Annotated in this window: 17 protein-coding genes, 2 pseudogenes and 1 riboswitch; of the genes and pseudogenes, 13 read left to right on the top strand and 6 right to left on the bottom strand. The window is 68.1% G+C overall.

The genetic code is table 11. From position 1 onward, the window contains the following. The 8 genes and pseudogenes from KBX50_RS26825 to KBX50_RS26790 form a co-directional block, all read left to right on the top strand. Positions 1 to 381 (top strand): annotated as a pseudogene (locus tag KBX50_RS26825) (hypothetical protein); the annotation flags it as partial. 222 nt (positions 382 to 603) lie between these two features. Beyond that, positions 604 to 1,248, top strand: a pseudogene (locus tag KBX50_RS26820) (hypothetical protein); the annotation flags it as partial. A gap of 646 nt (positions 1,249 to 1,894) precedes the next feature. Next, complete coding sequence (locus KBX50_RS26815; protein ID WP_210940451.1) at positions 1,895 to 2,251, top strand: VOC family protein; 357 nt, start codon at positions 1,895 to 1,897, stop codon at positions 2,249 to 2,251. A 469-nt stretch (positions 2,252 to 2,720) separates the two neighbouring features. Further along, complete coding sequence (locus KBX50_RS33025; protein ID WP_247674492.1) at positions 2,721 to 2,978, top strand: hypothetical protein; 258 nt, start codon at positions 2,721 to 2,723, stop codon at positions 2,976 to 2,978. Further along, entirely contained in the window at positions 2,959 to 3,162 is a 204-nt protein-coding gene (locus KBX50_RS26805) for a hypothetical protein (RefSeq protein ID WP_210940450.1), read from the top strand. Before KBX50_RS33025 ends, KBX50_RS26805 begins: the two co-directional genes overlap by 20 nt. Before the next feature lie 269 nt (positions 3,163 to 3,431). Further along, positions 3,432 to 5,015 (top strand): sensor histidine kinase, encoded by a 1,584-nt coding sequence (locus KBX50_RS33020; protein WP_210940449.1) that lies wholly within the window; start codon positions 3,432 to 3,434, stop codon positions 5,013 to 5,015. Positions 5,016 to 5,046: 31 nt separating this feature from the next. Beyond that, on the top strand, positions 5,047 to 5,712 hold the full coding sequence (locus tag KBX50_RS26795; protein WP_210940448.1) for a response regulator transcription factor: 666 nt from the start codon (positions 5,047 to 5,049) through the stop codon (positions 5,710 to 5,712). Between the two features lie 109 nt (positions 5,713 to 5,821). Then, positions 5,822 to 6,523, top strand: a complete 702-nt coding sequence (locus tag KBX50_RS26790) for a DedA family protein (protein WP_247674491.1) — start codon at positions 5,822 to 5,824, stop codon at positions 6,521 to 6,523. A gap of 71 nt (positions 6,524 to 6,594) precedes the next feature. Here KBX50_RS26790 and KBX50_RS26785 read toward each other — a convergent pair whose 3' ends face one another. Next, positions 6,595 to 8,007 (bottom strand): PLP-dependent aminotransferase family protein, encoded by a 1,413-nt coding sequence (locus KBX50_RS26785; RefSeq protein ID WP_210940446.1) that lies wholly within the window; start codon positions 8,005 to 8,007, stop codon positions 6,595 to 6,597. 215 nt (positions 8,008 to 8,222) lie between these two features. Here KBX50_RS26785 and KBX50_RS26780 point away from each other — a divergent pair, with 215 nt between their 5' ends. The 3 genes from KBX50_RS26780 (at position 8,223) to KBX50_RS26770 (ending at position 9,770) form a co-directional block, all read left to right on the top strand. Next, positions 8,223 to 8,837, top strand: coding sequence for a dihydrofolate reductase family protein (locus KBX50_RS26780; protein WP_210940454.1), 615 nt, complete (start codon positions 8,223 to 8,225; stop codon positions 8,835 to 8,837). Between the two features lie 82 nt (positions 8,838 to 8,919). Next, the gene (locus KBX50_RS26775) at positions 8,920 to 9,303 is read left to right on the top strand and encodes a hypothetical protein (protein ID WP_210940445.1); all 384 of its coding nucleotides are present in this window, start codon (positions 8,920 to 8,922) and stop codon (positions 9,301 to 9,303) included. Next, positions 9,297 to 9,770: a hypothetical protein gene (locus KBX50_RS26770; RefSeq protein WP_210940444.1), complete on the top strand. Its 474-nt coding sequence runs from the start codon at positions 9,297 to 9,299 to the stop codon at positions 9,768 to 9,770. The genes KBX50_RS26775 and KBX50_RS26770 overlap by 7 nt, the downstream gene beginning before the upstream one ends. A 131-nt stretch (positions 9,771 to 9,901) precedes the next feature. Here the strand turns inward: KBX50_RS26770 and metE are convergent, their stop codons facing one another. Beyond that, positions 9,902 to 12,139 (bottom strand): 5-methyltetrahydropteroyltriglutamate--homocysteine S-methyltransferase, encoded by a 2,238-nt coding sequence (metE, locus tag KBX50_RS26765; protein WP_210940443.1) that lies wholly within the window; start codon positions 12,137 to 12,139, stop codon positions 9,902 to 9,904. Positions 12,140 to 12,251: 112 nt separating this feature from the next. After that, a riboswitch (cobalamin riboswitch) is annotated at positions 12,252 to 12,463 on the bottom strand. Between the two features lie 82 nt (positions 12,464 to 12,545). Between metE and KBX50_RS26760 the strand changes: the two genes are divergently transcribed. Continuing rightward, a complete protein-coding gene (locus tag KBX50_RS26760; protein ID WP_247674490.1) occupies positions 12,546 to 12,722 on the top strand; it encodes a hypothetical protein in 177 nt (58 codons plus the stop codon). Positions 12,723 to 12,876: 154 nt separating this feature from the next. On the opposite strand, the gene KBX50_RS26755 is transcribed toward KBX50_RS26760, so the two are convergent. Both KBX50_RS26755 and KBX50_RS26750 read right to left on the bottom strand, forming a co-directional pair. Further along, a complete protein-coding gene (locus KBX50_RS26755; protein WP_210940442.1) occupies positions 12,877 to 14,298 on the bottom strand; it encodes an NAD(P)/FAD-dependent oxidoreductase in 1,422 nt (473 codons plus the stop codon). 1 nt (position 14,299) lies between these two features. Then, positions 14,300 to 14,860, bottom strand: coding sequence for a hypothetical protein (locus KBX50_RS26750; protein WP_210940441.1), 561 nt, complete (start codon positions 14,858 to 14,860; stop codon positions 14,300 to 14,302). 261 nt (positions 14,861 to 15,121) lie between these two features. On the opposite strand from KBX50_RS26750, the gene KBX50_RS26745 reads away from it, so the two are divergent. After that, a complete protein-coding gene (locus tag KBX50_RS26745) occupies positions 15,122 to 15,730 on the top strand; it encodes a TetR/AcrR family transcriptional regulator (protein ID WP_210940440.1) in 609 nt (202 codons plus the stop codon). Between the two features lie 97 nt (positions 15,731 to 15,827). Here KBX50_RS26745 and KBX50_RS26740 read toward each other — a convergent pair whose 3' ends face one another. Both KBX50_RS26740 and KBX50_RS26735 read right to left on the bottom strand, forming a co-directional pair. Next, entirely contained in the window at positions 15,828 to 16,562 is a 735-nt protein-coding gene (locus KBX50_RS26740) for an alpha/beta hydrolase (protein WP_210940439.1), read from the bottom strand. Between the two features lie 188 nt (positions 16,563 to 16,750). Next, a complete protein-coding gene (locus tag KBX50_RS26735) occupies positions 16,751 to 18,010 on the bottom strand; it encodes an MFS transporter (RefSeq protein WP_210940438.1) in 1,260 nt (419 codons plus the stop codon). Positions 18,011 to 18,065: the final 55 nt, after the last annotated feature.

Genomic DNA, 18,065 nt, shown 5'->3' with positions numbered 1-18,065 from the left:
GTCACCTACCACGACGGGCAGTACGACGTCTTCGCCCGCAGCCCCCGAGGCGTCGTCTACCAGAAAACCTGGCAAGGCACCTGGAGCGACTGGAAAAGCATCGGCGGCATCATCCAAGGCGGACTAGCCGCCGTCTACGCCAACGGCGAATACCACGTCTTCGGCATCAGCCCCAGCGGCCAACTCAGCCAGAACACCTGGCGACCCGGCGGCTGGCTCGGCTGGGAATCCCTCGGCGGGACGGTGGCCGGCACCCCGGCCGTGACCTACCTCGACGGACAGTACGACGTCTTCGCCCGCAGCCCCGGCGGCACCGTCTACCAGAAAACCTGGCAAGGCACCTGGAGCGACTGGAAACACATCGGCGGCACCCTCGGCTGACAACCCACAATCACCGACCAGCCGCAGGCCGCGCTGGCGCCGCCAGCCAACGCTCACGCACAGAACACGCCCATTCTTCGTTGCCTGCAGAAGGCCAGGCACCCCAACGGGGAGGATTCAATGTACCTACAATTACGTCGTCGATTGACGACACTGTTCCCGGCCAGGGCGTCGGCACGGACGCGGTCCGTGTCACAGCACCGCATCGGGCGCCCCATTGTCATGGCCGCGTCCGCGATGCTCGTTGCCGGCGCGGTCGTGGCGACCACTCCGGCGGAGGCTGCCGCCAACCCCAATCCGGCGCGAATCACCGACGCTTCCTGGTGGCTGATGCAGGAACTTCGGAAGCTGCAACCGGGAAGCCTGGACGGCGGCATCTACAATAACAAGGACGGCTACCACAACACTCGCGCGGCGAACAAGCCAGATGACTACTCCGTCCAGGACGCCGAAGACCGGGGCGGTCCCTCGGACAAGGCCGCCGCGTACGACTGGACCTTCCCCGAGGCCCAGAGCCGCGCACTGCGCTCGCTTGACACCGACCCGCACGCCGATCAGCATCTTCCGTCGACTGTCACCGCAGAGGTTTCCGACTTCTCCAACATCGCCCGCTTCTCGAACCGGCTGCTGGCGTCGGGGCGGGACCCGGACGACCCCCGTATGAATGGTTGGCGCGAGTTCTTCGGCCAAACCGACAACGACCTTGAAGTTGAGAGCTGGGACTTCAGGTATCGGCGCACGTCCTCCACTGATGACCCGTCGCATGTGTGGCACATCCACCTGAGCGAGGACCGCGACAAGGTGGAAAGCTACGAGAACAAGAGGGCGCTGCTGAGCGTTCTGCGCGGGGAGACCGTCGCCGAGTGGCTGAACACCGACGTCGGTGGTCCGGCTGTGGTGCGTGCCGAGGGTGAGTACCACCTGTTCGGTGTCAGCCCGAGTGGTCAGCTCAGCCAGAACACCTGGCGACCCGGCGGCTGGCTGGGTTGGGAATCCCTCGGCGGGACGGTGGCCGGCACCCCGGCGGTCACCTACCACGACGGGCAGTACGACGTCTTCGCCCGCAGCCCCCGAGGCGTCGTCTACCAGAAAACCTGGCAAGGCACCTGGAGCGACTGGAAAAGCATCGGCGGCATCATCCAAGGCGGACTCGCCGCCGTCCACGCCAACGGCGAATACCACGTCTTCGGCATCAGCCCCAGCGGCCAACTCAGCCAGAACACCTGGCGACCCGGCGGCTGGCTCGGCTGGGAATCCCTCGGCGGGACGGTGGCCGGCACCCCGGCCGTGACCTACCTCGACGGACAGTACGACGTCTTCGCCCGCAGCCCCGGCGGCACCGTCTACCAAAAAACCTGGCAAGGCACCTGGAGCGACTGGAAACACATCGGCGGCACCCTCGGCTGACAACGTTCATCGATTCTGAGGCCGGTTGGCCAGTACGGGTGGTCCGTACCGGCCAACCGGTCATTCGAGGGCTCTACTCCGCGGCCGACGAACCGAAGGAGTCACCATGACCGGTGTTACCACCCGGGGGATCAGAACTGTGCTGCATCCGGTGTCGGATCTGACCAGGGTAAAAACGCTGTATGCCGCCCTACTCGGTATCCCGCCGGCAGACGACTCGTCCTACTACGTCGGATTCAACGCCGCTGGCCAGCACATCGGGCTCGTGCCGGGTGGTGGACCGCAGCGCATGACTTCCCCCGTGGCCTACTGGCACGTGACCGACATCGAGGCGAAGCTGACCGAGCTGAGCGCTGCCGGCGCCACCCTGACCGAGCCCGCACACGGCGTCGGTGGCGGCCGCCTCGTAGCCACCGTGACCGACCCCGACGGCAATGTGCTGGGGCTGATCCAAGACCGGTGAGCAGCAGCGTCACCCCCACCATCGTCGGAACCACCCGACAATCCGATCCGGCAAAACGGCTACTTGTGGGCATCTTGCGGCAAGCCGCACTCACGGAAGGACCCTCAGCCATGACCTCCATCGACTCGGTCATATTCGAAGTGACCGACCCCACCGCCGCCCACCACTTCTACACCGTGGCGTTCGATCTGGGCGAACGACTGCGGGTACGCGCCTCGCAGGCTCCGACCACCGGCTTCCGCGGCTTCGCCATGTCGCTCGTGGTATCCCAGCCAAGCACGGTGGACAGCTTCTTCGACACCGCGCTGAACGCCGGAGCGACAGAGTTGAAACCGGCCGCGAAAGTTTCTGGGGCTACGGCGGCGTACTGCGTGACCCGTACGGCACGATCTGGAAGATCGCGACCTCGACGAAGAAGAACACCGGACCGACCAGCCGACACATCGACGAGATCGTCCTCCTGCTCGGAGTGGCCGACGTCGCCGCGACCAGGCGGCTCTATGCCGAACGTGGCTTGCCCGTGGCCAAGAGCTTTGGCCGCAGGTACGTCGAGTTCGCCACCTCGAACATCAAACTGGCGCTCTACAGCCGGCGGACCGCCGCCAAGGACGTCGGCGTTTCTCCCGAAGGGACCGGATCACACCGGCTTGCCATCGCCGGCACTGCCGGAACCTTCACCGACCCAGACGGCTTCGCGTGGAGCGCCAATGCCCGCGTACACTCGTGATGTCAAGATCATCTGCCACTTCCAGCCTGCGGCGAAGTTCAAGACGCGTTACGCCACGTTGGGGTTCAGCGACCAAGCCAAGCTGGACGAGGGCTCGATGTGGCCAGCCGCGTTCGCGCTCACCGACCTGACCACCGAGGTGGAGACGCAGCTCGGCGCGCTAGTGAAGCGGGCCGTGGGCTGACCCGGGTCGGAGCGCGCCGCGCTCGACACAAGGCCGACCTACGGTCATCCGGACCCGGCAGAGTGGCTACTGTCAGGCTGGAGATGGTTCGTCGCGCCGTAATTATTGGTCAGTTAACGTATTTCCCATAACCGCCCGATGACCCTTCGCCGCCGATTGACGTTCCCGATCGAACCGGCGCTTAGTGTATTGCGGAAATACGGCGACGGCGTTTGGCCGAGCCCGTTCGGCAGGTGCCGGAGATGTCGCGCGGCTGATAGCGTTACCGGGTGGATCAACGTCATGCTGGTCGGCGTCGGCGCTGGCCCGTTCTCCTGGGCCGGCGCCCTGCCGCCGTCGCGGCAGCCCTGCTGCTCGGTGTGTCGTTGGTGGTCGCAGTCGTGGCACGGGCGTCGGCGACGCCCATAATGTCGATACAGACTCTGACCGCGACCTCGATACTCATACTGGCAGTTTTACTGCATCGGCGATCGCCGACTGCTGCACTGGTGCTGGCTGCGTCGACAAGCCTGTTTTTCATTTCCGGCAACCCCGACGCGTGGCAGGTGATTATCGCTGCCGTGCCCAGTTTCCTGGCCGGCCGGCACTCCCGCCTGATTTGGGCGCCGCAGTTCGGGATCGTTGCGGTCGCCGCGGCCGGCCTGCTACTTGCCGTCGCGCTCGGCAACATCAGCGGCTGGATCACCATGCTGCTGGTGGAGTTCGTGACTGCTGCCCTGCCGTGGTGGGCGGGCAGTTGGTGGCGGCAGCGCACCGAACTGGCTCGAGCAGGTTGGCAGCGAGCCGAGCAACTGGAGCGCGAACGACGCATCGTCGTCGAGCAGGCCCGGCTGCGTGAACGCACCCGTATCGCGCGGGACATGCACGACTCCCTGGGCCATGAGCTGAGCCTGGTGTCGCTGCTTGCCGGCAGCCTGGAGCTCGCCCGTGACCTGCCAGAGGCACATCGGGTCACGGCGACGCGACTGCGTGCGAGCACGGTGTCGGCCACCAAGCGGCTGCATGAAGTCGTCGGGCTCCTCCGACTGGACGCCGAGCCTGCCTCGGTCGAGCCGGCCGGCGGGGACATCACCGCCCTGGTCCAGCACGCCAGGGATTCCGGCGTTCCGGTGACATTGCAGCGGTCCGGTTGCCCGGACACCGCCACTCGACCAGGCACGACGGCGGATCGCGCCGCGTACCGGGTCGTGCAGGAGGCGTTGACGAACGCCGCCAAACATGCCCCGGGTGCCGAGGTCGTCGTCCGCATCGACCGGTCCGCTACCGACTCGACCGTGTCCGTGGCGAACACAGCGCCACCACGCGCCCCTGCGAACCGCCCGGAGGGCAGCGGGGTCGGGCTCGTCGGTCTCAGCGAGCGTGTTCGGGTCGCGGGTGGCACGCTGGGCGCAGGTCCACACCACGGCGGTTTCCGCGTCGTGGCACGGTTACCCCACGCACCCCCGCAGCTGGCAGGCGTTCCCGCAGCACCGGAACTGACCGGCGAATTCATCCGCACCAGGCAGCGACTCCGAGCGCATCTGTTCCGCCGCGCCATACTGCCCGGGACGCTGGCGCTCGTCACCGTCGGAACGCTCGTGGCGGTGTACACCGCGACCGTGGCCACCACCTCGCTCTCACCCGACGACTTCGCCCGTCTCCAGGTCGGGCAGACCCGGGCCGAGATGGCCGCCCGCCTGCCCGCACATCGAATCGCCAGCGCGCCACCGGTTCTCACGCAACCGCCGGCACCAACCGGCGCACGATGTGAGTACTACCGCGCGTCGCAACGTCTCATCGACCTCTCCGAGAACATGTACCGGTTGTGCTTCACCGATGACGTCCTGGTCTCCAAGGATGTCCTACAGCGATGACGCGACCACGACGCCGACTGTGGGAGCACCCATGATCCGAGTCCTGATCGCCGACGACGAACCGATGGTTCGAGCCGGCATCCGATCGATCCTCACGGCCGACGCGGACATCCACATCGTGGCGGACGCCGCCGACGGTCGCACGGCCGTCGAACAAGCCCGCCGGCACCGTCCCGATGTGGCGGTGCTGGACATTCGCATGCCCGGCGTCGACGGCCTCACCGCCACCCGGCAGATCCGTGCGGACCTGCCGGAAACGGCCGTCATCATCCTGACAACCTTCGGCGAGGACGAGTACATCGCCCGGGCTCTCGACTACGGCGCCGCCGGATTCCTCCTCAAGGCACTCGATCCACGGGAGCTGATCGCTGGCGTTCATGCCGTGGCGAGCGGGGCAGCCTGCCTGTCGCCGGTCGTCGCACAGCGGGTGATCACCGAACTGCGGCGATCCGGCCCATCACGCGGGCAGGCCGCGCGTACCCGGGTCGCCGCCCTGGCTCCACGAGAACGCGACGTGCTGGCCCTCGTCGGCTCCGGACTGTCGAACGCGGACATCGCCAAACGCCTCCACCTGGTCGAAGGAACTGTGAAGACGTACGTCAGCGCGATCCTCAGCCGCCTCGAGATCCGCAACCGGGTTCAGGCGGCGATCATCGCCGTCGAGGCTGGCCTCGTCGACCATCCGTCCAAGGAATGATCAGGCCGACCCCTGTCGAAAGCGAGGGCCAGAACCCTGGTGAATCTCAGGGATGGTGACTGCCTTTCGGGCACGGCGGCGGACCGCTCCCGGCTCATACCGTCGAAACATGATCGACCTGCTGGAAACCGCGATTACCTCGCCCTGGGTTTACCTTGCGTTGTTCGCGATCGCGACCCTCGACGGGTTCTTCCCGGTCGTGCCGTCGGAAACCATGGTGATCACCGCTGGCGTGTTCGCGGCGAGTGGCGAGCCGAACCTGACGCTGGTCGTCGTCGCCGCCGCACTCGGCGCATTCTGCGGTGACCACGTCTCCTACCAGATCGGGCGTACGGCAGGCAGTGGACTCATGGACCGGCTGCCATCCGCCAGCCGGCGCCGGACGGCATTCCGGTGGGCCGCCGACGCTCTCGCCAGCCGCGGTGGCCTGCTGCTCGTGGTCGCCAGGTACATCCCCGGCGGCCGGACGGCGGCGACCATGACCATGGGTGCCGTCCGCTACCCAAGGACCAGGTTCGCGCTCTTCGACGCCGTGGCGGCCACATCCTGGGCCGTGTATTCGGCCGCCGTCGGGTACATCGGCGGCGAGGCATTCGAGGACAACAAGCTTCACGGTCTCATGCTCGGCCTCGGTATCGCCGCCGGCACCACGATCATCGTCGAGGTGGCCCGGTATATCCGCCACCGTACGAAACCGCACGAACAGCCGCCCGGCCCAGTCGGTGACACGCCCCGAGGGCCGCTACGGCTCCAGCCGGAACTCCGCCAGGTGACCGAGCAGTCCACCCGCCGAGCGGGCAAACCACGATGACCTCGCCGGGCGCGAGGCAGGACAGCCGGTCCTCGGCACGGCCGCCGTCCGCTGCGGCCGGGCGTGACGAGTCAGCCCAGGCAACGGTCCAGCAGGCGGATCGCCTGCGCGATGTCGACGGTGTTGAGCGCTCCGAACCCCAGGACGATGCCGGCCTGCGGCTCACCATGTTGGTAGGTCAGCCGGAGCGAGGACAGTCGCAGTCCGCGCCTGGCCGCCCGTTCGATCAGCTCGTCGTCGTCTGGTGCGTCCGGGGCGAGCAGTGTCATGTGCAGGCCGACCTGACTCGGGATAACGGTCAAGCGGGACCTGGACAGCGATGACAACGCCGTACGGATGGCGTTGTGGCGTTCGGCGTAGACCTTTCGGGACCGACGGAGGTGGCGGTCGAAATGCCCCTGCTCGATGAAGACGTCGAGTGCTTCGGTGATCAGCGGAGGCGGGCCGGCATCGACAACCTGTCGAACGGTGGTGATCGCCGGAACAAGTCCGGGTGGGACGACGGCGAAACCTGTCCGAAGCGTCGGGCTGAGGGTCTTGCTGAAAGTGCCGACGTAGATGACCCGACCGTCCCGGTCGAGTCGGTGCAACGGCTCCAACGGTCGGGTTGTGTAGCGGAACTCGCTGTCGTAGTCGTCCTCGATGACGGCAGCGCCGTGACGACTGGCCCAGTGCAACAGCGCTAGCCGGCGTTGCCTGCTGAGGATGACGCCGAGCGGATATTGGTGTGAGGGTGTCACATGGACGAGCCGGGCGGTGGCGGGCAGCGCATCGACGATCAGACCGTGGTCGTCGACCGGTACACCGACGACGGTGATGCCGAGCGACCGTAGCAGGTTCGTGACTGGCGGGTAGCCGGGCTCCTCGACGGCGGCAACGTCGCCCGGTCGTAGCAGGACCCGCGCCAGGAGGTCGACCGCGTGTCCGGCGCCCTGGGTCACCACGATGCTCTCCGGAGTTGCGGCGACTCCGCGTGACCGAGCCAGCCAGTGGGTCAGCGTACCGCGCAGTGCGATGCTTCCGGCGGGGTCGCCGTAGTGCCCGTAGTGCCGGGCGAGTCTGGTGACGGCGCGGTTGGTGCTGCGCCGCCAGTCGGCAACCGGAAACATGCGGGTGTCGACCTGTCCCGCTCGAAGGTCGAATCCCGAGTGTGGTTGCCAGTCGGTGCCGTAGCGGCGTACCGCGGCGGCCTGCGCGGTGGGCGTCAGCGCGGTCCGGGCGGCGGCCTGCGCCGGGCGGGGGAAGGCGTGACCGACGACGACGCTACCGCCGCCACGGCGTCCCGCGATGTGTCCCTCGGCGGCCAACCTCGTGTATGCGTCCGTGACGGTGGATCGCGCGACACCGAGATCCTTCGCGGCGGCGCGGCTCGGCTGCAGGCGCCCGCCCGGCGGCAGCCGCCCATCGGCGATCGCCTCCCTGATCTGGTCGTACAGCTGCCTGCTCAGGCTGCGGTGGTCGCTGGGGTCGAGGAACAACTCCATCGGCGGTCCCGGATGACGACGATTTGGTCTGCTCATTTCATGCTGAGTTGGACCTGTCGAGCCTACCAACGTGATCCGTAGCGTCGGAGACCGAGCGGGAGCTTCCGGGAAGGCCGGCAAGGATCAGCTGTCACGGCCCTGGTGCGACAGCCGCCCTTTTGGTGGCGCCCTTCACGGCGCGGTGCCGAATCTATGCGACGAGAAGAAGGAGATCAGTGGGTACGGTAATCATGCACAACGTGGTCTCGATCGACGGTTTCATCGCCGACGAAGACGATGATGTCGGACCCTTACACGACTGGTACTTCAGCGGCGACACCCCGATCAGGGAGTCCCGTACATCAGTCTTCGATCACTCCGGCATCGGGGTTGCGTTCAAGGTTTCCTCGGCATCGGCCGAATACGTACGGTCCATGTGGGACTCGGTCGGCGCCATAGTGATGGGGCGTCGCCTGTTCGACCTGGTGAACGGATGGGAAGGCGATCCACCCACCGGTGACCACGTGGTCGTGGTGTCCCACCGTCCAAAACCCGAGGGGTGGCACCCGGAGGCGTCCTACCACTTCGTCGACAACGTGACAGCCGCAATCGAGACGGCGCGGGAGCTGGCCGGTGACCGCACTGTCTCCGTGAACGCCGGGGAGGTTGGCGGGCAGATACTCGCGGCCGGGCTGGTGGACGAGGTGGCCATGGACGTGGTGCCTGTCGTCTTCGGATCAGGGAGACGGTTCTTCGGCAGCCTCTGCTCCCGGCACGTGCTCAAGGATCCGCACGTCGTCCTGCGCGGAGACCGGGTTCTGCATCTGCGGTTCAGAGTGGACCACGGTTAAATCGAATCACCCTGGAGGAACGATGAGACCCATTCGCTGGAGATCGCAAACGGTCGCGGCAGCAATCGCTCTGCTGCTGGCCATGCCCGTCAGCGCCGCCGCCGAAGTGGTTCCACAGCCCACAGCCGCTGAGTCGTTGGAAGGCTACATATACAACGCGGACAAGAAGCGACTAGGCATCGCAATCGGCGTCATCTCGTCCTTTGACGGCGACTACACCCATGGGAGGTACGACGCGGTCCTTCCCGTATTCCGTCGCACGGACACCCTGTGGGGGTGGAACCGTGCGGAGGCCTTCTACATCGGCGCGCCCTACTGTGGCAGCGTGGAGTACTACGCTGGGAACAAATGGCGGCTCCTGCTCCGGAAGTTCTCGCCTGGTATCCACTACCTTCCGCCTATCGACGGTGAAAAGATCGCGCGCTATCAGGTGAGCGTCTACCGGCAGGCGGGCGACGCATGCTGACAGCGCGAGACGATCGACGGATCGAGAACCGGCGGCTCGGGACCACGATCGCTGCCCTCTCGGTGGTCGTCGCCATGATGCTGCCGGCACCGGCGATGGCGACGTCGACGGAAGAAGCGGCGGCCAGCCAAGCGGCAGCAGATGAGCTGCGCAGCTACATCTACAACCGTGACTCCTGGATCCCCGGCGGGTACGGGATCGGGATCGGCGTCATCTCGGAGTTCGACGGGCAGTACGTGCACGGTAGCTACGACGCGGTGCTCCCCGCCAAGCGGCGGACCGACACCTGGTGGGGCTGGCCGCGTGCCGAGGGCGTCTACGTCGGCCCCGGCTGGTGCGTCAATGTAGCGCAGTGGAAGGGCGGCCAATGGTCGATCGTGGGTACCAAGTACCCGGGTATCCACTACCTCGGGCCCATCGGCGGTGAAAAGGTCGCCCGGTACATGATCGACCCGCTCCGCTGCTGACGGTGCTCGCCCCACTCGCCGTCCGGGGCGCTTGATCATCACGTACCCGGTCGGGCTGATCAGTGTTGCCGGGCGGTACCGACCACGAGCCGGGCGGTCGCCTCTGGTCGGTACCGCCCGGCTCGGTGCGGTCAGCCCCCGCGCACCTCGGCGGCGGCGGCGACCAGGTGCCGCAGGGACGCCTCGACCTCCGGATAGCCGCGCGTCTTGAGGCCGCAGTCCGGATTCACCCACAACCGGCGGGCCGGCACGGCCGCGACGGCCCGGCGCAGTGCCTCGATCACCTCGTCGCGCGGCGGCACTCGGGGCGAGTGGATGTCCCACACGCCGGGCCCGACGCCCCGGCCGTAGCCGATCGCGGCCAGGTCGTCGAGGACCTCCATCTTGGACCGTGATGCCTCAATGCTGGTGACGTCGGCGTCGAGGGCGTCGATGGCGTGGATCACCTCGCCGAACTCCGAGTAGCACAGGTGGGTGTGGATCTGGGTGTCGTCGGCGACGCCGCCGGTGGCCAGCCGAAACGCTCCGACGGCCCAGTCCAGGTACGCCTTCTGGTCGGCCTTACGCAGCGGCAGCGTCTCGCGTAGTGCCGGTTCGTCGACCTGGATGACCCGGATGCCGGCGGACTCCAGGTCGCGGCACTCGTCGCGCAGCGCCAACGCGACCTGGTCGGCGGTGTCCGCGAGGGGCTGGTCGGTACGGACGAACGACCAGGCCAGGATGGTGACCGGGCCGGTGAGCATGCCCTTGACCGGTTTGCTGGTAAGCGACTGCGCGTAGGTGGACCACTCGACGGTCATCGGTGCCTTGCGGGACACGTCACCGTAGATGATCGGTGGGCGTACGCAGCGGGAGCCGTACGACTGCACCCAGCCGTGCCGCGTGGCGGCGAAGCCGTCGAGCTGCTCGCCGAAGTACTGCACCATGTCGTTGCGTTCCGGTTCCCCGTGCACGAGCACGTCCAGACCCAGCTGTTCCTGCAACCGGATGACCTGCGCCACCTCCGCGCGCATCCGCGACACGTAGCCGGCGTCGTCAAGGCTGCCGGCCCGGTGCGCGGCACGGGCCCTGCGCAGTTCGGCGGTCTGCGGGAACGACCCGATCGTGGTGGTCGGCAGCTCCGGCAGGCCCAGTCGTTCCTGCTGGCGAGCGGCCCGGTTGGGGTATTCACCGCGCTGCCGGTCGGTGGGACGCAGCGCGGCCAGGCGGCCGCGTACGTCGTCGTGACGCCAGGCCGCCGGGGTGGACGGCAACGGCGCCGGTAGCGCGGTGGTGCCGTCGCGCAACGCACGGCCGAGCACGACGATCTCGTCGACCTTCTGCCGGGCGAACGCCAGCCGCTCGGACAACCGGGGGTCGAGGTGCGTCTCCGCGGACACGTCGACCGGCACGTGCAGCAGCGAGCAGGACGAGGAGACGGCGACGTGATCGGCAAGCCCGGCGACCGTCGCGCCGGCCGTCACGGCGGCCCGCAGGTCGGTACGCCAGATGTTGCGACCGTCGACCAGGCCGGCGACGATGGTCCTGCCGCCCAGCGGGCCGGCGGCGGCGAGCCGGTGCAGGTTGCCCGGTCCGGCGACCAGGTCCACGCCGACGGCTTCGACCGGAGTGTCCAACAGGGCCGGAAGCGCATCCCCGAGGTCACCGAAGTAGGTCGCCACGAAGATCCGCGGCCGGTGTGCGATTTCACCGAGTCGGGTGTAGGCGCGACGGAGGGCATCGATCTCGGCGGGGCTGCGGTCGGCGACGTAGGCCGGCTCGTCCAGCTGCACCCAGCCGACACCCGCGTCCGCCAGGGCGGCGAGAATCCGGGCGTACGTCCGGACCAGGTCGTCGAGCCGGGCGAACGGATCATCTCCCTTGGCGAGCAGCAGGAACGTGGCCGGGCCGACGAACACCGGCCGGGTGGTGACGCCCAGGTCGCGGGCCTCGGCGTACTCGTCCAGCGCTTTCGCCGGGTTGGCCGTGAAGACGGTGTCCGCAGCGATCTCCGGCACCAGGTAGTGGTAGTTGGTGTCGAACCACTTCGTCAGCTCCAGCGCCGGCTCGGCATCCACTCCGCGGGCCATGGCGAAGTAGGTGTCCAGCGCGGACAGACCCAGCCGGGCGAACCGGGTCGGGACCGCGCCGACGGCGACGGCCGTGTCGAGCATCTGGTCGTAGTAGGAGAAGGTGTTCGACGGAATCGCGTCGAGGCGGGCATCGCGCAGCGTCCGCCACACCTGCGCCCGGAGACCGGCGGCGGTGGTGGCCAGAGCCTCGGCGTCGATGGTGCCGGCCCAGTACGCCTCGACAGCCTTCTTCAGCTCACGGTTGGCGCCGATACGTGGATAGCCGAGCACGGTGCTCTGCCCGAATGCGGTACTCACCAAGGGGGTCCTTCCCTCGAAGTGTCCGGCGGACACGGAAGGGGAAGACGGATACACCTTAGGTACCGGCTTCCGCCCTGGCCCTCCCGAGCGGCCGCCGGCGGCGCACACCGGCGGCGTGCGCAGCACTGGCAGGTCTTCGGACTCGCGGGCATGACACCAGGTCGCCTACTGGCCGTCGCTTCCCAGACCTCACGGTCCAGTGCTTTGTTGACGGCGGTCGTTCCCACTTACCGCTGCGGGGCAGTCCCGGATTCACACCGGGTTCCCTCTTACGACGCCCCACCCACCCGGACGGGACGAACCAGCACCACCGCCATCGTACGGCCCATGCCGCCGGCGGGGCCCGGAGGTCACCGTAAAGGTCCCCGCCGACCGAGGGGACCGCGCCGTACCACCGACCGATGTGGCCACCGCCCACCTGGTCATGGTCGCCGTCGACGACGACGGCCAACCCCGGCCAGCGCCGCCACTGCTACCTCAGACCGACGGCGACCGGCACCGCTACCGCGAGGCGCAGATCCGCCGTGAGCACCGACTGGCCCTGCGGCAAGCCCTGCTCGCCGGCACCGAGGAGAGCTGAGCCCTGCTCGGACGTGTCAGGACAGCTCGACCTCCGAGAACAACCCCTTGAACGCGACCTGCGTCCCCACGAGCGTGCCGAAGACGTCAGCGGCAACGGGCGTCGCGACCGCGTGGGAGGCGTCTTCGTAGCTGTCGGAGCGCTCGGCTCCCCGTCAGCGGCCGTACGTCTCCAGCAGGCGCAGCCAGACCTCGCTGACCGTCGGGTACGCCGGCACCGCGTGCCACAGTCGGTCCAGCGGGACCTCTCCGACGATGGCGATCGTCGCAGCGTGGATCAGTTCCGCGACGTCCGGACCGGCGAGGGTGAAGCCGACGATCACCTTCCGGTCCTCGTCGACAACCATGCGGGCGTGTCCCTTGTAGCCATCGGCCTGCAGGCTGGCTCCGGCGACGGTTGCCAGGTCGTAGTCCACGACCCGAACCCGCAGTCCGGCCGTCTCGGCCGCAGCCGCGGTCAGCCCCACCGAGGCGATCTCCGGGTCGCTGAACACCACCTGTGGCACCGCACGCTCATCGGCAGTCGCGGCGTGCCGCCCCCACCGGCCGTCCTCGACCTTCTCACCCTTCGACCGGGCAACGATCGCATCGCCCACCGCGCGCGCCTGATACTTGCCCTGATGCGTCAGCAGCACCCGCCGGTTCACATCACCCGCGGCATACAGCCACCCGCCGCCGCCGACCACGCGCAGCGTGTCGTCGACCGCCAGCCAGGCACCCGGCACCAGTCCCACGCGGTCGAGGCCGATGTCCTGAGTGTTGGGCGTGCGGCCGATCGCCACCAGCACCTCGTCCGCCTCGACCCGCTCGCCGTCGACAGTTGCGATGTGGACGATTCCGCGGTCGTCGCGGTCGACGGAAACGGCCTCCGCGCCGAGGCGTACCGCCACACCGGCCTCGCGCAGCGACTCCGTGACCAACTCGCCGGCGAACGGCTCCGCCGACGGCAGCACACCGTCACGGGCAAGCACCTCCACCGAAGACCCCAGAGCGGCGAACGCGGTCGCCATCTCGGTCGCCACCACGCCGCCACCGATGATGGCGAGTCGACGGGGAACCGACCCGGCCGAGGCGGCCTCACGGCTGGACCACGGCGCCGCCGCACGCAGACCCGGAATGTCCGGCAACAGTGCGCTGCTGCCGGTCGCGACGACCACCGCGCGCCGCGCGGTCAGCCTGGTCGTGACACCGTCCACGCCGGCCACCTCGACAACGCGGGCGGAAGCGATCCGCCCCTGACCACGGTGCAGGGCGATACCGGCCGACTCCAGCCAGGAAACCTGCCCGTCGTCCCGCCAATGGGACGCGAAGGAGTCGCGCCGGCCGAGCACCGCGGCCGCGTCCAGGTTGCCCGTCACAGCCTCCCGAGCACCCGGCACTTGGCGAGCCGCCCGCAACGCGGACGCGCTGCGCAGCAACGCCTTGGTGGGCATACAGGCCCAGTACGAGCACTCCCCACCGACCAGTTCCCGCTCGACGATGGCGGCGGTCAGCCCGCCCCGCACGACCCGGTCGGCAACGTTCTCCCCGACCGGACCGGCACCGATCACGACGACGTCGTACTCAAGTGAGGTCATGTCAGTTGCCCTTCGCGGCACGGCCGAGACGGACGGCCGCGATCAGGAAGAAGATGGCGCCGGGAATGGCGTAGCCAGCCGCATTGATCAGCGACGGGTGCTCCGCGGCGGCTGCGACGATGAAGGACCCGCCGGCCAGCACCGAGAGGCCGCCGCTGATGATCATCGGCCACTGGCCGCCCATCCGCCGACGGGTGACACCTACGACCAACTGGACCAGACCGGCCACGATCGCCCAGGCACCCCAGACCCGCAGGACAGCGGAAACGCCGGACGCTCCGGCGACACCCACTCCGACCGCCGCGACGAGGCTCACCGCGATGTTCACATACAGCAGGGCCGGCGAGCCGGTGGCCCGTGACGAACGAAGATCGTAGATGGCGGCACCCACGTCGAACAACGGATAGAGCACGAACAGCGCCACCGCGAGCGGACCGATCTCCTTGGCGGTGGCGATCGTCACGCCGGCCCACACGATGGCGAACGCGAAGCGGATGAAGTACAGCCGCCGCAGCGCGGAGGCAGCCTCGGAGATACCGGGCGAAGCAGCAATGGTGGTCACGGATGACCCTTCCAACGGAGGAGTGAGAGAACGAACGTTCTGTCTCCGCAAGCATGCCAGGACTGGCTCGTACCGTCAAGACCGAACGTTCTGTCCGCCGCCTCGGTATCGCGCGACCACCGCGCACCACGGCCCTCGCCGAAAGCCCGCCGCCCCTTCTTCGTCGCATCGCGCGACGCGCCGTCATCGACGTGGCGCTGCTGGACCCTGAGGTCGCTCGCTTCCCTCAGACCGAACGTTCTGTTCGCTAAAGTTGAGGGCATGACGCGTGGCAAACCCGACACTCGGCCCTCTGAGGCACGCCTCCGGCTTCTCGCCACAGCAACCAGGATCTTCTACTCGGAGGGCATCCACTCCGTCGGCGTTGACCGGATCATCGCCGAGGCGAAGGTGACCCGGGCGACCTTCTACCGGCACTTTCCGAGCAAGGACGACCTCATTCTCGCCTACCTACGCGAAGTCCATGAGATGGAGCGCGGCACGGTCGACGCGGCCATCGCCACCGATTCATCACCGGTCGACCCGCTCCTGGCCATTGCCGGTTCCATAGCTCAGAACATCCAGTCCCCCGGCTTTCGTGGCTGCGCCTTCCTGAACGCCGCAGCGGAGTATCCCGAGACGGGACACCCCGTGCGCCAGGAGATCATCGCCCACCGGCAGTGGTTCCTGGACACGCTCAGCAAGCTGATGGCGCAGGTTCACCCGGAAACGGCTGACCCGGCCGCGCGCCGTTTCGTCATGCTCCGCGACGGCGCCATGGCAGCCGGATGCCTCTTCGACCCCGCGCTGGTGTCCGAGACATTCCTACACGGCGTCGAAGACCTTCTTCAGCCGAGCGCCGATCGACCGTCGACCGAATCCATCGACTGAAGGATCGCGGCGGCCGAGCTGGTTCCGCGCCGCCTGCCAGGAGCTGGTACCGCCTGCGTCCGGATCGCCCCCGGCGCACGGTCAGTGCGGCGTCGCACTAGCGTAGATGCCGGGCGAAGAACTCGGCCGCGCCTTCCCCCGCGTACCAGGGAACACCGGTGTGTCCGCCCATGTTGGCGTGCAGCGTCTTCTCCTTCGAGCCGAAGGCGTCGAACAGCTTGAGGGCCGCCTGACGGTCGTTCCCTTCGTCATCCCACTGCAACAGCACGTGCAGCGGAATGGTGACCTTTCGGGCCTGCTCGAACATGATGCGCGGCACGAAACTCCCGGCGAAGAAGCCGGCGGCCACGATGCGCGGCTCCACCACCGCAAGCTGGATGCCGATGGAGATCACTCCCCCCGAGTACCCGACCGGACCGCCGATCTCGGGCAGCGACAGGAGAGCATCCAGGGCGGCCTGGAACTCCGGGACCGCCTTGTCGACGAGCGGGAGGATGAGGGCATCGATGATCTCGTCGTCGACCCGCTCGCCGGCCTCCAGCGCCCGGCGCAGGTCGACGCGGGCCTGTTCGACGGCGTCCCAACGGGGCCGATCACCGCTGCCGGGCAGCTCGATCGCGGCTGCGGCGAACCCATCCGCCACGGCACACCGGGCCCGCGCCACCAGACGGGGGTACATCCTGCCCAGCCCGAGTGGAGGGTGGCCGAGCAGCACCAGCGGGACCGGCGCTGTTGCGGATGCGGGTGTCCACAGGATGCCGGGGATCTCGCCGAGAGTGAACTCGCGTTCGACGACACCGCCATCGAGGTCTTGCGCAGAGGTGAATCGCATGGGTCGTGCCTTTCGGGAGTGCTCGTGAACGGCGCTCCCGGACGACCTATCGCCCAACCGTGACTACGGGGAGAGCACCCATGTCGAAAACGTTCACGGGTATCACCTCCTCGGTCTCTGGCACGGCCTCGACAAACTAGCAGCGGGCCGCCGCGGTGCGCCACGCACTTTTCTGCGCCGCTCCGCGATCATCGGATGCTGCGGATACGTAGCATCAGCAGCCCGGATGCCACCGCGCACAGGGATCCGAAGACGAACAGCGCCGGATAACCGCCGAACCAGGTGATCAACGCACCGGCCACCGCCGCGGCCAGCAGCTGGGGCAAGCCGGTGGCCACCTGCAGGATTCCCAGGTCACGGCCCTCGCTGTCGGCATCGGGCAGGACCAGGGACATGACTGCCAGGTCGACTGCGAAGTAGGTGCCGATCGAGGCGCCCAGACAGGCGGCGTAGATCAGCATTCCGGTCCAGGTGGGCATCGCCAGGGGGATGGTCATCGACGCGGCGACGCCGAGGGCGCTCACCCCGACGACCATCTTCCGGCGATCCACCTTGTCCGCGATCCAGCCCGTGAGGCCAGCCACGACCACCCACACCAGGATGCTCAGTGTCAGCATGGTGGTCACCGCCGCGGCCACATCGCCGCCCGGCACGTTTTCGGAGCCGATGTAGTCCTGCAAGGTGTAGAAGAGGTAGCCGCTGACCACGTAGTAGGACGCGAAGAGCATGAACCGGCTGGCGAATGCCAGCCGAAAGTCGCGGGCGGCGAAGGCGGCGAAGAACGAGCGCAGCCGCTCGCCGAGACGCCAGCGCTCACGCACGGCGAGCGGCAGGTCCCGCGCCGACCCCTCCCGGGCTCCGACCAACAGCAGCACGGTGGTGACCAGCAGCACCACGGCGATGACGGCATAGGCGGTCAGTTGGCTCATCCGGCTGGCGATCTGAACGCCCAGCACAACGCCGGCCGGCGTACCCATCCCGATGACTCCGGCCGCCAGACCACGGCGGTCATCGGGAACCCGATCGGGCAGGATCGCGGTGATCGCGCCGGAGTAGAGGTTCGCCGCGAACCACAACACCATTGTGGTCGCGATCAGCCCCGGCAGGCTGTCGGCCAAGCCCATGAGGATGCAGGCGACAGCCGAGACCACCGCGGCCCCGGCGACCCACGGCGTCCTGCGGCCGAACCGGGAACGCGTGCGGTCAGACAGGGCACCACCGACGGGAATCGCGACCATCGTCGCGACGGCGGCAAGCGTGTTGAGCAAGGCGAGGTTGCCGACCTTCGACGCCGGGTCCACCGCCTCGACCTGCGCCGGGAGGATGACCGCCGAGATGCCGTTGAAAAGCGCGTACATGGCCGCCGTGGCCGGAAAGAGCAGAATCAGCAGGCGGCCGACACGCGGCCGTGACGCCGGTGCGTGCGGGGAGCGGCGCAAGTCAGTCACGAGGTCTCCGACCGGTCGAGCGGAGTAAGGATCATGCCATCAGTCGCGCGTCGGG

Origin of the sequence: Micromonospora sp. C51 (assembly GCF_018070435.1) — a bacterium.
In the GTDB taxonomy this organism is placed as follows: domain Bacteria; phylum Actinomycetota; class Actinomycetes; order Mycobacteriales; family Micromonosporaceae; genus Micromonospora; species Micromonospora sediminimaris.
The sequence above is the reverse complement of the archived record's forward strand: the minus strand, read 5'-3'. Positions and strand labels throughout refer to the sequence as shown.